Origin of the sequence: Kitasatospora sp. NPDC059462, assembly GCF_042749955.1 — a bacterium.
Classification (GTDB): Bacteria; Actinomycetota; Actinomycetes; order Streptomycetales; family Streptomycetaceae; genus Kitasatospora.
Genome location: NZ_JBHYUU010000179.1, coordinates 1 through 16080, shown reverse-complemented (window position 1 = coordinate 16080; position 16080 = coordinate 1). Strand labels below are relative to the sequence as shown.

Genomic DNA, 16080 nt, shown 5'->3' with positions numbered 1-16080 from the left:
GCCGCACACCCCTCGGGTGCGCGGCGGGCCCGTGCGCGCGGGTCTCAGTGGTGGCCGTGGCCGCTGCTGATCTCCTGGTGTTCCTCGGCGGCCGGCTTGGCGATCTGGGCGCCCTCGCCGTAGAAGCCGCGGGAGAGCTTGGCCCGGGCGCGGGTCCAGACCGACACCTTGCGGGCCACCCCGTTCTCGTCCACCTCGGGCGGCAGCACCATCGGCTGCGGCTGCTCGTGCGAGGTGAGGGTGTAGAGCCGGTCCTGCGGCAGCGGGGCGTGCACCTCGACGAACTCGCCGTGCTGCAGCCGCTTGATGACGCCGGTCTCGCGCCCGTGCAGGACCTTCTCCCTGTCCCGCCGCTGCAGGCCCAGGCACCAGCGCTTGGTGATCACGAAGACGATCACCGGGCCGATGAAGAAGCCGATCCGCGCCGCGATGGTGATCGCGTTGATCGACAGGTGGAAGTGGGTGGCGAGCAGGTCGTTGCCGCCGGCGGCGAGCAGGATCAGGTAGAGGGTGATCCAGGCGGCACCGAACGCGGTGCGCACCGGAGCGTTGCGCGGCCGGTCGGCGATGTGGTGCTCGCGGCGGTCGCCGGTGATCCAGCCCTCCAGGAACGGGTACGCCCAGATCGCCACCAGGACCAGCGGGAAGATCATCAGCGGCACGAACACGCCCATCACCAGGGTGTGGCCCCAGAGGCCGATCTCCCAGCCCGGCATGATCCGGATCAGGCCCTCGGAGAAGCCCATGTACCAGTCCGGCTGGGCGTCGGTGGACACCTGGTCGGGCCGGTACGGGCCGTACGCCCAGATCGGGTTGACGGTGGCGATCGCGGCCATCGCCGAGACGACGCCGAACACCAGGAAGAAGAAGCCGCCGGCCTTGGCCATGTAGACCGGCATCAGCGGCATGCCGACCACGTTCTCGTTGGTGCGCCCGGGCCCGGCGAACTGGGTGTGCTTGTGGTAGAAGACCAGGATCAGGTGGGCCACCAGCAGGCCGAGCATGATCCCCGGGATCAGCAGGATGTGCACCGTGAAGAGCCGCGGCACGATGATGGAGCCCGGGAACTGGCCTCCGAACATGAACATCTCGATGTACGTTCCGACGATCGGCACGGCGAGCACGGCGCCCTCCATGAACCGGACGCCGGTGCCGGAGAGCAGGTCGTCGGGCAGCGAGTAGCCCATGAAGCCGTCGAACATGCCGAGGATCAGCAGGCCCGCGCCGAACAGCCAGTTGATCTCGCGGGGCTTGCGGAAGGCGCCGGTGAAGAAGACCCGGAACATGTGGGCGAACATGGCGGCCACGAAGACGATCGCGGACCAGTGGTGGATCTGGCGGATCAGCAGGCCGCCGCGGATCTCGAAGCTGATGTTCAGCGTCGAGGCGTAGGCCTCCGACATCCGGATGCCCTTGAGCGGGATGTAGCTCCCCTCGTAGGTCACCTCGCCCATGGACGGGACGAAGAAGAGGGTCAGCCAGACGCCGGTCAGGATGATGATGACAAAGGTGTAGAGGCAGATCTCGCCCAGCATGAAGGACCAGTGGTCCGGGAAGATCTTGCGCAGGTTGGACTTGGACAGGGCGTAGATGCCGAGGCGTCCGTCGGTCCAGTCGGCGAGGGCCTCGGCCTTGTTGGCGGGCGCCGCGCGGGTGCTGGTGACCGGTCCCGGGCCCGGCTGCTGCTCGGCTCTCACGACGGGCTCCCCGGCGTTCGCGGCGGCACGTCCTGGGCGCCCGGCCGTGAGACGGCCGGCCGATGGAGTGATGTGATCATCGGACCTCTCGATACGGGGGTGCCGGGCAGCCCGGCGTGCGGATCCGGCGACCCGCCGCCCCGTTGCTCAAAGTGATGGAGCGCTTACTCTGTCATGCTGTCGGGAGCGCGCCGACTGTGCACGTCCATCGGCCCGTCCGGCCGCTCGTGTCGGCCCGTCCGGGGGTCCCCCGCCCCGGTCCGGGGCCCGGCCGCGGCCCCGATGCTGCGCTCGGGTGCTGTTGGCGGCGAGGAGAAGCGTTTCGGCGCGCGCCGCGCCCGGGGAGGGTGCGGGGCCGGGCCTACGCTGCGCCAATGGTGGAACACCGGGAACTCTTCGAGGACGTGACGGCCGACCTGACCAGGGCCGGCTTCGACACCGGGCGCGGGCCCTCCGGCCTGCGGATCGACCCGGGGCCGCAGGGGGTGGTGATCGGCTGGCCGCCCGCCGGCGGGACGGCCGGCGACCCGCCGCCCGCCGAGGGCATCCGGGCGGCGGTCACCGGCGCGGTCGCCGCCGTGCTGCGCGAGTCCGGCTACCTGGTGGCGGGCACGGGCCCCGACGGACTGCTCGTCACCGGCGGTCCCGCCCGGGCCGCCGCCGAGCCGGAGGAGCCCGAGCCGGTCGCCGTCCCCGAGCAGTGGTGGGGCTGACCGCCCCCGGGCGCCGGATTGCCCCTGGTCCCGGCAAGGTGCAACCATGGGGTTGCCACTGCTGTGACGGCCGAGGAGCAGCCCCATGAACGACGCCGCGACGGTGCGGCGCGGCCCCGGCGGCGAGGCGGTCGACGGCGTGCTCGGCGCGCTCGCCGACCCGACCCGCCGCCGGCTGCTCGACCTGATCGCCGACCGGGGCGAGGCCACCGCGACCACCCTCGCCGGGGGCCTGCCGGTCTCCCGCCAGGCCGTGGTCAAGCACCTCGCGGTGCTGGACGCCGCCGGACTGGTCGCCGGCCACCGGGCCGGGCGCGAGGTGCGCTACGCCGTCCGCCCGGCCGCCCTGGACGACACGGCGCGCTGGCTGGCCGGCCTCGCCGCCGACTGGGACCGGCGCCGGGCCGACCCGCCCGCCGACCCGCCGGCGCCGCCGGCCGGGGCCCGCTAGGACCCCGGACGGCGGCGCGGTGACGGCGGCGCGGTGACGGCGCGTCAGCCGTGCGTCGCGGCCGCGATCGCGGCGGCCAGCTCGGCCACCCCGGGCTCCCGCAGCACGCCGTAGTGGTCGCCGGCCAGCCGCACCGTCCCCGGCGCGGCCGCCGACCAGCCGGAGCTGCCCTCGATGAACGAGTAGTCGTCACCGGTGGCCTTGAAGACGGTCACCGGGGCGGACAGCCGGCGCTCGGCCAGCTCGCGGAAGCTGTACTCGAACTCGTACGTCTCCCCGACGATCCGGGCGATCCGGCGGATCAGTTCCTCGTCGAGGTCCGGCAGCAGCCGGTGGACGAAGGCCGCGAAGCCGTCCTCGTCGTCCACCTCCGCCAGGCACCGCGCCAGCCCCGGCCCGGCGATCGAGCCGGTGAACACCGAGTACAGGATCGTCAGGTACGCCGGGTTGCGGTAGGAGGACTCGCGCCCGTACCGCTCCCCGTCGGCCCGCCGCAGCTCCGGGTTGCCCGGGCAGATCAGCAGCACGTCCGCCACCCGCTCCCCGGCCCGCTCCAGCTGCCAGGCCGCCTCGAAGGCCACCCGGGCGCCGAAGGAGTAGCCCCACAGGGTGTACGGGCCGTGCGGCCGGATCCGGCGGATCTCCGCCACGTCGGCGGCGGCCGTCTCCCGGATCGTCGGGTACGGCGTCTCCCCGGGATTGATGCCGTGCGACTGCACCCCGAAGAACGGCCGGCCCGACCGCCCGGCGAGCGGGCGCAGGTTCATCGGGTAGCCGCCGAGGCCCGGCCAGCAGAACACCGGGTCGCCCGCGCCGTCGCGGTGCAGCGGCACCAGCCGGGACACCGGCGCACCCGCCGCCCCGCCGGCCGCCCGGGCGGCGTCGATCCGCGCCGCCAGGTCCGCCAGGCCCGGGCACTCGAACAGCACCTGCAGCGGCAGCCGGGTGCCGAACTCCCGGTTCACCCGGTTGACCAGCGCCACGGCGATCAGCGAGTTCCCGCCGGCCGCGAAGAACTGGTCCGCCGCCGAGACGGCCTCGTACTTCAGCGCGCCCGCCCACACCTCGGCCAGCCGTCGCTCCGTCGGCGTCGAGGGCGCCACGAACGGCGCGCCCGTGCCGGCGTCGCGGACCTGCTCGGCGGCGGCCAGCGCCTTGGCGTCCACCTTCCCGTTGGCGGTCAGCGGCAGCTCGTCCAGCACCAGGACCCGGTTGGGGACCATGTAGTCCGGCAGCACCGCCGCCAGCTCGTCCCTGATCAGCTCCGCCGGACCCTTCATGTGCACGGCGTCCTCCCGCATGCCCTCGCTGCGGACCTGCTCCTCGCTCACCCGCCCGCCGAGGAAGAAGTACGACGGACCGGCCGCGATCCCGCACCCGGCCAGCACCGCCTCCATCCGCCGGGCGGACGGCAGCGGGTGGCCGCTGCGCGAGCTGTAGCCCGAGGACATGAACCCGAAGCCCAGCGCGTTGCGCTGCAGGTGGTGCAGCCGGGCACCGAGGCCGATGTACTCCAGCCACGGCTCGGCCGCCCGGCTCACCGCCGTGACGCCGAACCCCGCCCGCCGGTACACCTGCTGGTTGATCGCGATGACGTGCCGGGACTCCACCACCTCGTCCGAGATCCGGGTCAGCTCCCCGCCCCCGTACCGGTACAGCCCCGCCGGCAGGCCCTCGACCCCGCCCGGATGGGCCTGGACGAACAGCTCGACCTCGTCCCGGCGCGGCCGCCCGTCGTCCGGCGCGATTGTGAAGCTGCCCAGGTAGAAGTCCTCCTCGGCGACGTCCAGCCGCCGCTGCACGCCCGGCTCGTGGCCCAGCGGCCGCACCGCGAGACCGTACTCCGGCAGCACCTCCTCCAGCACGCCCAGCATGTGGCCGGTCTCGAACTCCAGCACCTCCTGGATGTTGGTGCGGTACACCGGCTCGATCGCGCCGCGCCGGCCCAGGAAGTGCAGGGACAGCGGGACGCCTCCGGGCGCGGCCTCGCCGACCCGCACCAGCGTGTGCTCCACCGGGTGGTAGTAGTACACGCCGGCGGCCGGGCCGTGCGAGCCGTCCGTCTCCAGGTACAGCTGGGTGGCGTACAGCGCGCCGGGGGAGGCGTAGGCGTACTTCGGCAGCAGCCGCTCCTCGCTGTGGAACTGCCCGAACCACCGCAGCACCGGGCCCAGTTCGGCGAGCGTGACGGGCTCCTCCCGGGGCGCCGGGGCCGGGCCCGGGTGCGGGGCGGCGAGCAGCGCCAGCAGGTCGTCCCCGGTCGCCGGGCCGCCCTCGAAGAAGCGGTAGGTCTTGCGGGCGAAGGTCTCCCGCCGCTGCCGTCCGGTCTCCCGGCGCCCCGGCAGCTCCACCACCGGGCGCCCGGCCAGCTCGGCCGCGCCGCGCACGCCCGGGTTGGACAGCTGCGCCCGCACCTGGAGCTTGCTCGCCTTGGACTGGTGGTGGCCGCCGTGGCTGCCCTGGTCCATCAGGGCGGCCTCCTTGGGGTTCAGCTCCACGCAGGCCACCAGGTTCCGGTGCCCCGTGCGGGCGTCGTCGGTGACCACCGCCGCCGCCCGCCGCACCCAGGTGTGCTCCTCGATCGCGAGCGCGATCTCGTCCAGCTCCACCCGGTAGCCGCGCAGCTTGACCTGGTTGTCCACCCGGCCCGCGCAGTGCAGCGTGCCGTCCGGGTTCCACTGGGCGAGGTCGCCGGTGCGGTACAGCCGCTCGCCCGGCAGGTGCGGCGAGGCGACGAACCGCTCCGCCGTCAGATCCGGCCGGTTGAGGTAGCCCCGGGCCAGCTGGACGCCGCCGATGTACAGCTCGCCGGTGCCACCGGGCTCCACCGGGGCCAGCTGCTCGTCCAGCACGAAGCAGCGGGTGCGGTCCACCGGCACGCCGATCGGCACCGAACCGCCCCCGTCGCCCAGCTCCCGCGGGTCCACCCGGTGGGCGGTCGCGTTGATGGTGCACTCGGTCGGGCCGTAGAGGTTGACCAGCTCGGCACCCGGCAGCGCGGTGGTCAGCGCCCGTGCCAGGCGCACCGACAGCGGCTCGCCGCCGGAGTACAGGCCGCGCACGCTCGTGCAGCGGTGCAGCCGTTCGGTGTCCAGCAGCGCCTGGAGCAGGGTGGGCACGCACTGCAGGACGGTCACCCCGTGCGCGAGCACGGTGTCGATCAGGGCCTCCGGGTCGCGGTACACGCCCGGCGCGCCCATCACCACGTGCGCCCCGGCGGCGGGCGCGAGGATCTCCCACTGGGCCGCGTCGAAGCTCATCGGCGTCTTCTGCAGGACGACGGCGTCCGGGCCGAGGTGCCCGGCGTCGGCCAGCCAGCGCAGCTGGGACACGATGCTGCGGTGTTCGATCATCACGCCCTTGGGGCGGCCGGTGGAGCCGGAGGTGTGGATGACGTACGCCAGCGACTCCGGGCGCGGGTCGGCGGGCCCCTGGCTCTGGTGCGGGATCGGGTGGGCGTCGGGGTGCTCCACGGCGTCCGGCGGCTCGGCCGGGACGAGGATCCGCACCCCCGGCGGGACCAGCTCGGCCAGCCGGGAGCGCAGGTGCTCCTGGGTGACGATCACCCGCGTCCCGCTGGACTCGATCATCCAGCGCACCCGCTCCTGCGGGTACTCCGGGGAGAGCGGAAGGTACCCGGCGCCGGCGTGCAGGATGCCCCAGACGCCGGTCATCAGCTCCGGCGACGGTTCGGTGTACAGGCCGACGCAGTCGTCGGCGGCCACCCCGAGCCGGTGCAACTGCGCGCCGAGGGCGTCGGCGGCCGCGCCGAGTTCACGGAAGGAGAGCCGGCCGCCCCCGCCGGTCACGGCGGTGGCGTCGGGCCGGGCGGCGGCCTGGGCGCGGAGCAGGTCGGGCAGGCAGGGGGATCGGCGGGCGTCGAGGAGAACGGCGGACAGGACGGACTCTGCGGTCATGAGGGGGTTCCCTGGGTCGGGCCGGTACGGCCGCCCGGTGCGCCGACCGGGCGTGACCTCCACGGTCGGCCGCCCGGTGTCCCGGCCGCCTGGGGCGACGGCCGCTACCCGGTCCGGCTTTCCGCCCGGGCCGGGGAGCGCCGCGGTCCCGGGTGTCCCGGGCAGGTCCCGGCCGCGAGGGCGGCGTTCGAGGGACCGGCCCGCCGCGCGTGCCGCCGGGTGTGGGGCCTCCGGGTGCGGGGCCTCCGGGCCGCTGCCGGCCGCACCGCGGCGGGCGTCCGCACCGCCGTCGTCCGTACCGCGGCGGCCCCGGATCAGGACCGGGGCGCTGCGGTGGCCGCCGCCAGGTGGGGGAGGAAGGCGGTCACGGCGGGCGGGGCCGAGCGGCCGCGCAGGGTGGCGGTGTGCACCGTGCGCACGGGGGTGTCCTCGGGATGCAGGGGGACGAGGGCGACGTCCGGGCGGGCCCCGCGGGCGGCGAGGGCCGGGATGAGGGTGGCGCCGAACCCGGCGGCGACCAGGCCCAGTCTGGCCGTCCAGGCACCGACCTCGTACTCGATCCGGGGCCGGAAGCCGCTGCGCGCGCAGGCGGCGAGCAGGGCGGACCCGGGGCGGCGGCCGGCCGCGATCCAGGGCTCGTCGGCGAGTTCGGCGAGCCGCAGGCGGGAACGGGCGGCCAGCGGGTGGTCCGGCGGGAGGGCCACCAGCACCGGGTCCTCGACCAGCGGACTCAGGTCGAACAGGTCGGTGTCGTAGAGGTGCCCGGGGTGGGCGACGACCACCGCGAGGTCGATCCCGCCGTCGCGCAGCCGGTCGAGCAGCTCCGCCGAGAGCCCTTCGGTCAGCGAGATGCCGATCCCCGGACGGGCCGACCGGAACGCCGCCAGTGCCGCCGGGACCAGGGCGGCGTTGGCGCTGTCGAAGGCGCCGAACCGCAGCCGGCCGAGGCCCAGTTCGGTGAGCGAAGCCAGCTCCTGCCGGGTGCCGTCCAGGCGGTCCAGCAGGGCCTCGGCGTGCGGCAGCAGGGTCCGTCCGTGCTCGGTGAGCCGTACTCCGCGCGCCAGCCGGTCGAACAGCTGGACATCGAACTCGGCCTCCAGGGTGGCGATCTGGCGGGAGATCGCGGACTGGGTGAAGCCCAGCTGCTCCGCGGCGGCGGTGAACGAGCCCAGGCGGGCGGTGGTGCGGAAGACGTCGAGCCAGGCCATGTCCATCCCGCATGGATAACATGCGAGACATTCGCTTGTCGCCTGGGTTTGCGGTTCCCGGCGTGGAGGCCACGGACGAGACCGGACGTCCCGGTCCCGGTCGCAGGGGACGCGCGGCGGCGCACTTCGCCGACGGATGATCAAACTCTTGTTCACGAAGGCGGCGAATCTGCCGGGATCCTCCCGGGTTCGGGTTTACTTATTGACGGTACATGACATGTCCGGGTTAACTCCTGGCACCTCGCCGCAATGGTGCGGCCCTGTCACGGAGGCTTCCCCATGAACGCCATGACGCGTCGTGCCCTCGTCGGCACCGCCGTGATCTCGATGGCCCTGACCCTCGCCGCCTGCGGCAAGGCGGGCGGGGACAAGAAGGACGCCGCGGCCTCCGGCGACACCAGGTCCATCGGCCTGCTGCTGCCGGAGAACGCCTCCTCCACCCGCTACGAGTCCTTCGACCGCCCGTTCATCGAGGCCGAGGTCGCCTCGCTCTGCCCCGACTGCAAGGTCCGTTACAGCAACGCCGAGGGCAGCGCGGCCAAGCAGAAGCAGCAGTTCGACACCCTGATCGCCGAGGGCGTCAAGGTGATCGTGCTCGACGCCTTCGACGCCAAGTCCACCCAGGCGTGGGCCCAGGAGGCGGCCGGCAAGGGCGTCAAGGTCGTCGCCTACGACCGGCTGGCCACCGGTCCGGTCTCCGCCTACGTCTCCTTCGACAACGAGAAGGTCGGCGAACTCCAGGGCCGGGCCCTGCTGGACGCCCTCGGCCCCAGGGCCGCCGAGGCCGACATCGTGATGATCAACGGTGACGAGGCCGACCCGAACGCCGCGCTCTTCAAGTCCGGCGCCCACAAGGTCCTCGACGGCAGGATCAGGAAGGTGGTCTACGAGCAGTCCGGCGAGTGGAAGCCCACCGTCGCCGGCCAGAAGGCCGGCGCCGCGATCACCCAGCTCGGCAAGGACGGCTTCCAGGCCGTCTACTCCGCCAACGACGGCATGGCCGGGGCGATCATCACCCAGCTCAAGGCCGCCGGCATCAGCGTCCCGGTCGGCGGCCAGGACGCCGGGCTCGACGCGATCCAGCGGATCGTCGCCGGCGACCAGGCGTACACCATCTACAAGGCGTACAAGCCGCTCGCCGTGAGCGCCGCCGAACTGGCCGTCAACCTGCTGCGGGGCCAGGACGTCAAGGGCGTCGCCACCGGCACCGTGGACAGCGCCACCGACAAGGGCATCCCGGCCAAGCTGCTGGAGCCCAAGGTCGTCACCAAGGCCGACATCACCGCGACCGTCATCGCCGACGGCCTCTACCGCGCCGCCGAGATCTGCACCGCCGACTACGCCGCCGCCTGCGCCGCCGCCGGGCTCGTGTGACGGCGCGGCCGACCCGGACCGGCCCGCACCCGCACCCGCACCCGCTTCCGCATCCTCGCCCTCACCCGCTTCCGCTTTCGCTTCCGCAGGAGATGGTTCACGTGACAGGCGCACCCGTCCTCGCGCTGCGCGCGGTCTCCAAACGCTTCGGCGCCGTCCAGGCCCTCACCGCCGTCGACCTCGACGTCCGCGCGGGCGAGGTCCTCGCCCTGGTCGGCGACAACGGCGCCGGCAAGTCCACCCTGGTCAAGACGATCGCCGGGGTCCACCCCGTCGACGAGGGCACCATCAGCAGGGAGGGCCGCCCGGTGCGGATCGCCCGCCCCCAGGACGCCCGGGCGCTCGGCATCGCCACCGTCTACCAGGACCTTGCGCTCTGCGACAACCTCGACGTCGTCGCCAACCTCTTCCTCGGCCGCGAGCTGCGCCGCCGCGCCACCCTGGACGAGGTCGCGATGGAGCGGCGCGCCCAGGAACTCCTGGACACCCTGTCGATCCGCATCCCCAGCGTGCGGATCCCGGTCGCCGCGCTCTCCGGCGGACAGCGCCAGGTCGTCGCCATCGCCCGCGCCCTGGTCGGCGACCCGCGGATCGTCGTCCTCGACGAGCCGACCGCCGCGCTCGGCGTCGAGCAGACCGCGCAGGTCCTGGACCTCGTCGAGCGGCTGCGCGAGCGCGGCCTCGGCGTCGTCCTGATCAGCCACAACCTGGCGGACGTCCGCGCGGTCGCCGACACCGTCGCGGTCCTGCGGCTCGGCCGCAACAACGGGGTGTTCCCGGTCACCGGCACCTCGAACGAGGAGATCATCTCCGCCATCACCGGCGCCACCGACAACGCCGTGACCCGGCGTCAGGCACGCATCGCCGAGGAGGCGCAGTGAGTACCGGTCAGAGCACCCCGGCCCCGGCCCCGGCCCCGGCCGCCGACCCGCGGCTGCTGGTCCGCCGCGGCGGCGCGGCCGGCTACGCCGAGGAGGTCCGGCGCCGCATCCGCAGCGGCGACCTCGGCCCGCTGCCCGTCGTCCTCGGCCTGATCCTGATCGCGATCGTCTTCCAGAGTGTCACCGGCCACTTCCTCCAGGCCGACAACCTGACCAACATCACCAAATGGATCGCCGGCTACGGCCTGATCTCGGTCGGCGTCGTCTTCGTGCTGCTGCTCGGCGAGATCGACCTCTCGCTCGGCTCGGTCGCCGGGGCCTGCGCCGCCGTCACCTCCGTCCTCGCCGTGCGCCACGGCCTGAACGAGTGGCTCGCCGTGCTGCTCGGCCTGCTCGCCGCCGCCGCGATGGGCGCCGTGCACGGGTTCTTCTTCGCTCGGATCGGCGTGCCCGCGTTCGTCGTCACCCTGGCCGGGATGCTCGCCTGGAGCGGCCTGCAGGACTACGTGCTCGGCCGGCTCGGCACCGTCAACAACATCAGGGACGGCGTCGTCGCCCACCTCGACAACCACTTCCTCGGCGACGGCGACATCGCCTTCGCCTGGCTGCTCGCCGTCCTCTCCGTCGGCGGCTACCTCGCCGCCCAACTGCTCACCGCCCGCCGGCGCACCGCCGCCGGCCTGCCCGCCCGGCCGCCCGGCGGGATCGCGCTGCGCACCGGTGCGCTGGCCGTGGTCGCGCCGGCCGGCGCCTGGACGCTCAACCAGGACAGCGGCCTGCCGCTGCCGCTGGTGGTGCTGCTCGGGGTGGTCGTGCTGACCGACTTCGTGCTGCGCCGCACCCCCTGGGGCCGGCAGGTCTTCGCGGTCGGCGGCGGCATCGAGGCCGCCCGCCGGGCCGGCATCGACGTGGCCCGGGTGCGGATCGCGGTGTTCACGGTCTCCGCCACGCTGGCGGGCCTCGGCGGGCTGTTCATCGCCTCGCAGCAGGGCTCGGCGGACAAGCTGCTCGGCGGCGGCAACGTGCTGATGAGCGCCATCGCCGCCGCCGTCATCGGCGGGACCAGCCTGTTCGGCGGCCGTGGCAGCACCTGGTCGGCGCTGCTCGGCATGCTGGTGATCCAGTCGATCACCACCGGGCTGGACATGGTGCACGCCGCCCAGGCCATCCAGTACATGATCACCGGCGCGGTGCTGCTGGCCGCCGTGGTGCTGGACTCGGTCTCCCGGCGCACCCAGAAGTCCGCCGGCCGGGGCTGACCTGGCTGCCCCCCGGGCCGCCCGCCGCCCCACCGACCGCCCGGTCCCCACCCCCACGGGGACCGGGCTCCGACCCGCTCCGGCCGGGATTCCGGGAGGTGACATTGGTCCCTGCCGTTCGCCCCACCGGGTTCCGCACCCTGGACATACAAATCCGCCGCACCACGAGCCACGGGCAGCGGCGGGCACCAGTGAACCCCGGTTGCCGAACCAGTGAGGACCCCCGCCGCCCATGCCCGCCGACACGATCGTGCACCGACTGGTCGACGCCTTCTTCACCCACTGCCAGGAGTGCGGCGAACCCCGCGAGGCCGACTGCCACCCCCAGGCGCACTGGCGCCTCTACCTCGATCTCGACGCGGAGACCGTGCGCCGGATCCGGCACTGGGCGCTCGACCCGGCGAGCCCGGCCGGCACCGACACCGAGCGCACCGTCCTGCTGCACTGGCTGGAGGCCCAGGAGGTCTGACCGCCCGCTCGGCCTCCGCGCGGCGCCGCCGCCCGGCGGTGCGCGCATGACCTCCGAGGTAATCGACCCCCCGAACCCGGTCCGGCAGGGTGATCACCGCCGGTCGGAGACGCCCTCCGACCCGGCGCGGTGTCCACGGAAGGGGATCGACATGACGGTGATCGGCCGGCTCACCCACCGACCGGGGCGCGGCGCCCGCACCGCGCTGTCCGCGGCCGCGACGGCTTCGGCGACGGCCGCCGCGGTGGCGTTCGCGGCGGTGGCGTCCGGTGCGGTGGCGTCCGGTGCGGTCACCACCGCGACCGGGCCCGCCGCCGGGGCCGGTGCGGCGCACGGCGACGCGTCCGGCGGGCTCGCCGAGTGCGACGGCGTCCAGGACCGGCTGGAGCGGCTGGAGGGCCGGCTCACCCCGAACGCCTGCGCCTTCCTCCGGCGCCAGATCGCCTTCGGCGAGGCCCCGACCGGAACCCCGCCCGCGCCCGGCGACCTCGACCACCCCCGGGTCCGCCTCTACCAGGCGATCTTCGACCCCGAGGCGACCCTCTGGGAGGCCGGCGGCGCCCCGCAGCGCGGGCTGCCCGCGATCGGCACCTCGATCACCCGCTCGCTCGGCCTCGTCCCGGACTTCCGCTACCGGGGCACCGAGGTGGTCGCCGACGGCGCGGTGGTGATGTTCGGCCAGTGGAACGAGGCCACCGTCAAGGGCCGGCCGGTCGCCTTCCCGCAGATCGCCCGGAACGTGCTGGCCGACGACGGCCGGACCGTCCAGGCCCGCCGCTACTACGACCGCCACGCGCTGTTCGCGCCGGTCGCCCCCGAACTGCGGCCGCTCTTCGACGGCATCGCCGATCCGGCCGGCGTCCCCGCCCCGCCCGCCGACCGGCGCGGCCCCGAGCCGTTCCGCGCCGCGGAGATCGGCGCCCGGCTGGCCGCCTGGAACGGCGAGGACGTCGCCGCCCTGGCCGGCCGGGCGGGCGGGGCGCGCCTCGGCGGCCCCGGCCTGGCGGCGCCGCTGGCCACCGCCGAGGGCAAGGGTTCCTACCTGCGGCGCCTCTTCGAGCAGGCCGACCTCCGCTTCGAGTCGGGGCAGGTGGCCTTCGGCCGGAGCATGGCCTACGTGGAGTGGCACGGCACGGCCGTCCCCGCGTGGAGCAGGGACCCGGTGACCGGGAAGGGCACCGAGGTGTCCTTCGGCATCGTCGAGCGCTTCGGCCCCGGGGGCACCTGGGAGCTGTTCTTCGACACGCTGCCGCTGATCGCCGACGAGGGCGGGATCGCCGCCCTCTACGGGCGCCTCGCCCGGCCCTGACCGGCGGGGGAGGGCCCGTCGGTCAGGCCGGGCCGGCCTCCCCGGTCCGGGCCGCCCGGACCTCCGCGACGTGCGGATCGGTGCGGTCGTCGTACCGCCACAGGGCCGGCAGTGCGGCGGCCAGCACCCCGCCGCTCACCAGGCAGGCGAGGCCGCCGGTGCGCAGCGCGGCCCGGACGCCCTGGCGGGCCGCCAGACCACCCGCCCGCAGGTCGCCGAGGGCCGGACCGCAGGTGCCGGTCAGCAGCTCCAGCCCGGCGGCGCGGCCGCGCAGCGCGTCCGGGACGGACCGGTTCCAGATCGCGCCCCGGAAGGTGTCGCCCACCCAGTGCGCGGCGCCGGCCACGGCCAGGCAGAGCAGCACCGCCCCCACGCCGGAGCCCGCCGCGGCCGCCGCCGTGGCCGCGCCGACCGCCGCGCAGGACAGCAGGACGAACCGCCCGTGCCGGTGCACCCGTGTGGTCCACCCGCTGGTCGCGGCGGCGAGCAGCCCGCCCGCCGCCGAGGCCGAGTAGAGCAGGCCGAGCGCCCAGCGGGCGTCCAGGTCGTCGGCGAGGAAGGGGAAGAGCGCGGTCGGCAGGGCGAAGGCGGTCGCGGCGAGGTCGGCCAGGTAGGTGCCGACCAGGTCCGGCCGGCGCGCCACGTACCGGGCGCCCTCGGTGAACTCGCGCAGCGCGGGCGCCGTCTCCTCCCGGGCCGGGCGCAGCGGGCGGAGCCGGGCGAGCAGGGCGAGCGAGACCAGGAAGGTGGCCAGGTCGAGGAGGTAGGCGGTGCGCACCCCGGCGGTGGCGATCACCAGCCCCGCGGCGGCGGGCGCGGCCAGGCCGACCACGGTCCAGCGCAGCGAGAGCAGCGCGCCGGCCGCGAGCAGCTGGTCGTGCGGCACCAGCCGGGGGACCATCGCCTCCAGCGAGGGCTGCTGGATCCCCTGGAGCGCGGCGGCGCAGCCGGCCGCCGCGTAGAGCGGCCAGAGCGCGGGGGCACCGGTCAGCGCGTTGAGCAGCAGCAGCGCGCTGAGCACGGCGAGCGCGGCCTCCGTGGCCAGGGCCACCGTGCGGCGGTCGAGGCGGTCGGCGAGCACCCCGCCGTACAGGCCGAACAGCACCGTCGGCACCAGTTCCACCGCGCCGACCGCGCCCACCGCGAGCGGCGAGCCGGTGGCGTCGGCGATCTGCAGCGGGATCGCGGTGAGGGTGAACACCGAGCCCAGCATGGTGACCGCGCCGGACGTCCAGACCAGGCGGAAGTCCGCGGAGGACCGCCAGGGGGCGGTGTTCGGCAGCAGCCGGGACCACGGGCGGCGCGGGCCCGTTTCGGGGGTCGTCATGGGTGTGTCGGTCCCTTCCGGGGGTGCGGCGGCGCGGCTCCGCCGTCCTTATCACCGATAAAGCCGGTCCGGAACTTAGCAGCGATAAAGTGGGCTGCCAAGCGAATAACCGGGCGGCCGGCACGGGCGCCGGAGGGCGCCGGAAGGGCGGAACACCATGGCGCTGACACGGGACGAGGTCGTGCGCACCGCGCTGCGGCTGCTCGACGAGGTCGGCATCGACGGGCTCACCACCCGCCGCCTCGCCCGCGAGCTCGGCGTGCAGTCCCCGGCCCTGTACTGGCACGTCAGGAGCAAGCGCGAACTGCTCGACCTGATGGCGGAGGCGATGCTGGCCGAGGCCCTGCCGCACGACCGCGAACCCGGCCCCGAGCACTGGCCCGACTGGCTCGCCGCCGACGCCCGGGCCAAGCGCGGCGCCCTGCTCGCCCACCGCGACGGCGCCCGGGTGCACGCCGGCACCCTGCCCACGGCCGGCGAACTGCCCGCCGTCGAGGCCCAGCTGCGCGCACTGTGCGGGGCGGGCCTGCGCCCGCGCACCGCCCTGCGGCTGCTGCTCACCGTCGACCGCTACCTGATGGGCTGGGTCACCGAGGAGCAGGCCTGGCGCCAGGACGCCGAACGGCGCGACGGCGCGCCCTTCCCCGACGAGGCGCTGCAGAACCTGCCGCTGCTGCGGGAGGCGGCCGACGTGCTGCGGATGACCGACCACGACGCCGACTTCGAGTACGGCCTGCGGGTGCTGATCGAGGGCTTCCGGGCCGAGATCGCCCGCGAGGCCGGGAATACCGGGGACGCGGCCGCGGCCGGTCCACTACGGTGACCGACCATGCGCACCCTCGACCCCGCCCGCACCGCCCTCGTCCTCGTCGACCTCATGGAGCGGATCGCCGCCCTGCCGCTCGCCCCGCGCCCCGGCGACGAGGCGGTCGCCGCCGCGCTCGACCTCGCCACGGCGTTCCGGGCGGCCGGCGCGCCCGTGATCGCGATCCGGGTCGAACGCCCCGGCGTGGCCGAGCAGCCGCCGGGCAGCGACCTGCTCCCCGAGGTCGCCGAACTGGCCGACGAGACCGTCGTCAAGCGCACCATCGGCGGCTTCCACGGCACCGGCCTGCACGAACTGCTCCGGGAGCGCGGCGTCGACACCCTGGTGTTCGGCGGCATCGCCACCAACCTCGGCGTCGAGTCCACCGCCCGCGCGGCCGCCGACCACGGCTACCGGCTGGTGTTCGTCGAGGAGGCCATGACGGCCCTGACCGAGGAGGAGCACCGGGCCTCCGTCGCCCTCTCGCTGCCCCGCTTCGGCGAGGTGGTCGACCGCAGCGGCGTCAGTCTCGGCTGACGCCGCCGCGGGCCAGCTCCAGCGCCTCGCGCAGCCGGCCGCCCGCCGCGGCGAGCAGCCGGGCGGCGGCCGGGGCGGCCACCCCCCCGCGGACGACGAGGACGGCGGGCTTGACCTCGCCGCCGGTGGCCGC

Annotated in this window: 13 protein-coding genes; 9 read left to right on the top strand and 4 right to left on the bottom strand. The window is 74.9% G+C overall.

Annotation, left to right across the window (positions count from 1 at the left end):
• Positions 1–44: 44 nt before the first annotated feature.
• Positions 45–1697: a cytochrome bc complex cytochrome b subunit gene (locus ACFXAM_RS31600; protein WP_380296434.1), complete on the bottom strand. Its 1653-nt coding sequence runs from the start codon at positions 1695–1697 to the stop codon at positions 45–47.
• A 374-nt stretch (positions 1698–2071) separates the two neighbouring features.
• On the opposite strand from ACFXAM_RS31600, the gene ACFXAM_RS31595 reads away from it, so the two are divergent.
• Positions 2072–2410, top strand: a complete 339-nt coding sequence (locus ACFXAM_RS31595) for a hypothetical protein (protein ID WP_380296432.1) — start codon at positions 2072–2074, stop codon at positions 2408–2410.
• A gap of 85 nt (positions 2411–2495) precedes the next feature.
• Positions 2496–2861, top strand: coding sequence for an ArsR/SmtB family transcription factor (locus ACFXAM_RS31590; protein ID WP_380296430.1), 366 nt, complete (start codon positions 2496–2498; stop codon positions 2859–2861).
• 44 nt (positions 2862–2905) lie between these two features.
• On the opposite strand, the gene ACFXAM_RS31585 is transcribed toward ACFXAM_RS31590, so the two are convergent.
• A complete protein-coding gene (locus ACFXAM_RS31585) occupies positions 2906–6778 on the bottom strand; it encodes an amino acid adenylation domain-containing protein (protein ID WP_380296428.1) in 3873 nt (1290 codons plus the stop codon).
• Between the two features lie 314 nt (positions 6779–7092).
• The gene (locus ACFXAM_RS31580) at positions 7093–7992 is read right to left on the bottom strand and encodes a LysR family transcriptional regulator (RefSeq protein ID WP_380296426.1); all 900 of its coding nucleotides are present in this window, start codon (positions 7990–7992) and stop codon (positions 7093–7095) included.
• Positions 7993–8265: 273 nt separating this feature from the next.
• On the opposite strand from ACFXAM_RS31580, the gene ACFXAM_RS31575 reads away from it, so the two are divergent.
• From ACFXAM_RS31575 to ACFXAM_RS31555, 5 genes are all read left to right on the top strand, one after another.
• Entirely contained in the window at positions 8266–9360 is a 1095-nt protein-coding gene (locus ACFXAM_RS31575) for a substrate-binding domain-containing protein (RefSeq protein WP_380296424.1), read from the top strand.
• Positions 9361–9452: 92 nt separating this feature from the next.
• Positions 9453–10241, top strand: a complete 789-nt coding sequence (locus ACFXAM_RS31570; RefSeq protein WP_380296422.1) for an ATP-binding cassette domain-containing protein — start codon at positions 9453–9455, stop codon at positions 10239–10241.
• Positions 10238–11500: a sugar ABC transporter permease gene (locus ACFXAM_RS31565; protein ID WP_380296420.1), complete on the top strand. Its 1263-nt coding sequence runs from the start codon at positions 10238–10240 to the stop codon at positions 11498–11500. The genes ACFXAM_RS31570 and ACFXAM_RS31565 overlap by 4 nt, the downstream gene beginning before the upstream one ends.
• Positions 11501–11732: 232 nt before the next feature.
• Positions 11733–11969 carry a hypothetical protein gene (locus tag ACFXAM_RS31560; protein WP_380296418.1) on the top strand — a complete coding sequence of 79 codons (237 nt, stop codon included), beginning with the start codon at positions 11733–11735 and terminating at the stop codon, positions 11967–11969.
• 151 nt (positions 11970–12120) lie between these two features.
• A complete protein-coding gene (locus tag ACFXAM_RS31555) occupies positions 12121–13278 on the top strand; it encodes a hypothetical protein (RefSeq protein WP_380296416.1) in 1158 nt (385 codons plus the stop codon).
• A gap of 22 nt (positions 13279–13300) precedes the next feature.
• Here the strand turns inward: ACFXAM_RS31555 and ACFXAM_RS31550 are convergent, their stop codons facing one another.
• Positions 13301–14605: an MFS transporter gene (locus ACFXAM_RS31550; protein WP_380296414.1), complete on the bottom strand. Its 1305-nt coding sequence runs from the start codon at positions 14603–14605 to the stop codon at positions 13301–13303.
• Positions 14606–14762: 157 nt separating this feature from the next.
• Here ACFXAM_RS31550 and ACFXAM_RS31545 point away from each other — a divergent pair, with 157 nt between their 5' ends.
• Together ACFXAM_RS31545 and ACFXAM_RS31540 are read left to right on the top strand one after the other, a co-directional pair.
• Positions 14763–15428 carry a TetR/AcrR family transcriptional regulator C-terminal domain-containing protein gene (locus ACFXAM_RS31545; protein ID WP_380296412.1) on the top strand — a complete coding sequence of 222 codons (666 nt, stop codon included), beginning with the start codon at positions 14763–14765 and terminating at the stop codon, positions 15426–15428.
• A gap of 6 nt (positions 15429–15434) precedes the next feature.
• Complete coding sequence (locus ACFXAM_RS31540) at positions 15435–15947, top strand: isochorismatase family protein (protein ID WP_380296410.1); 513 nt, start codon at positions 15435–15437, stop codon at positions 15945–15947.
• Positions 15948–16080: the final 133 nt, after the last annotated feature.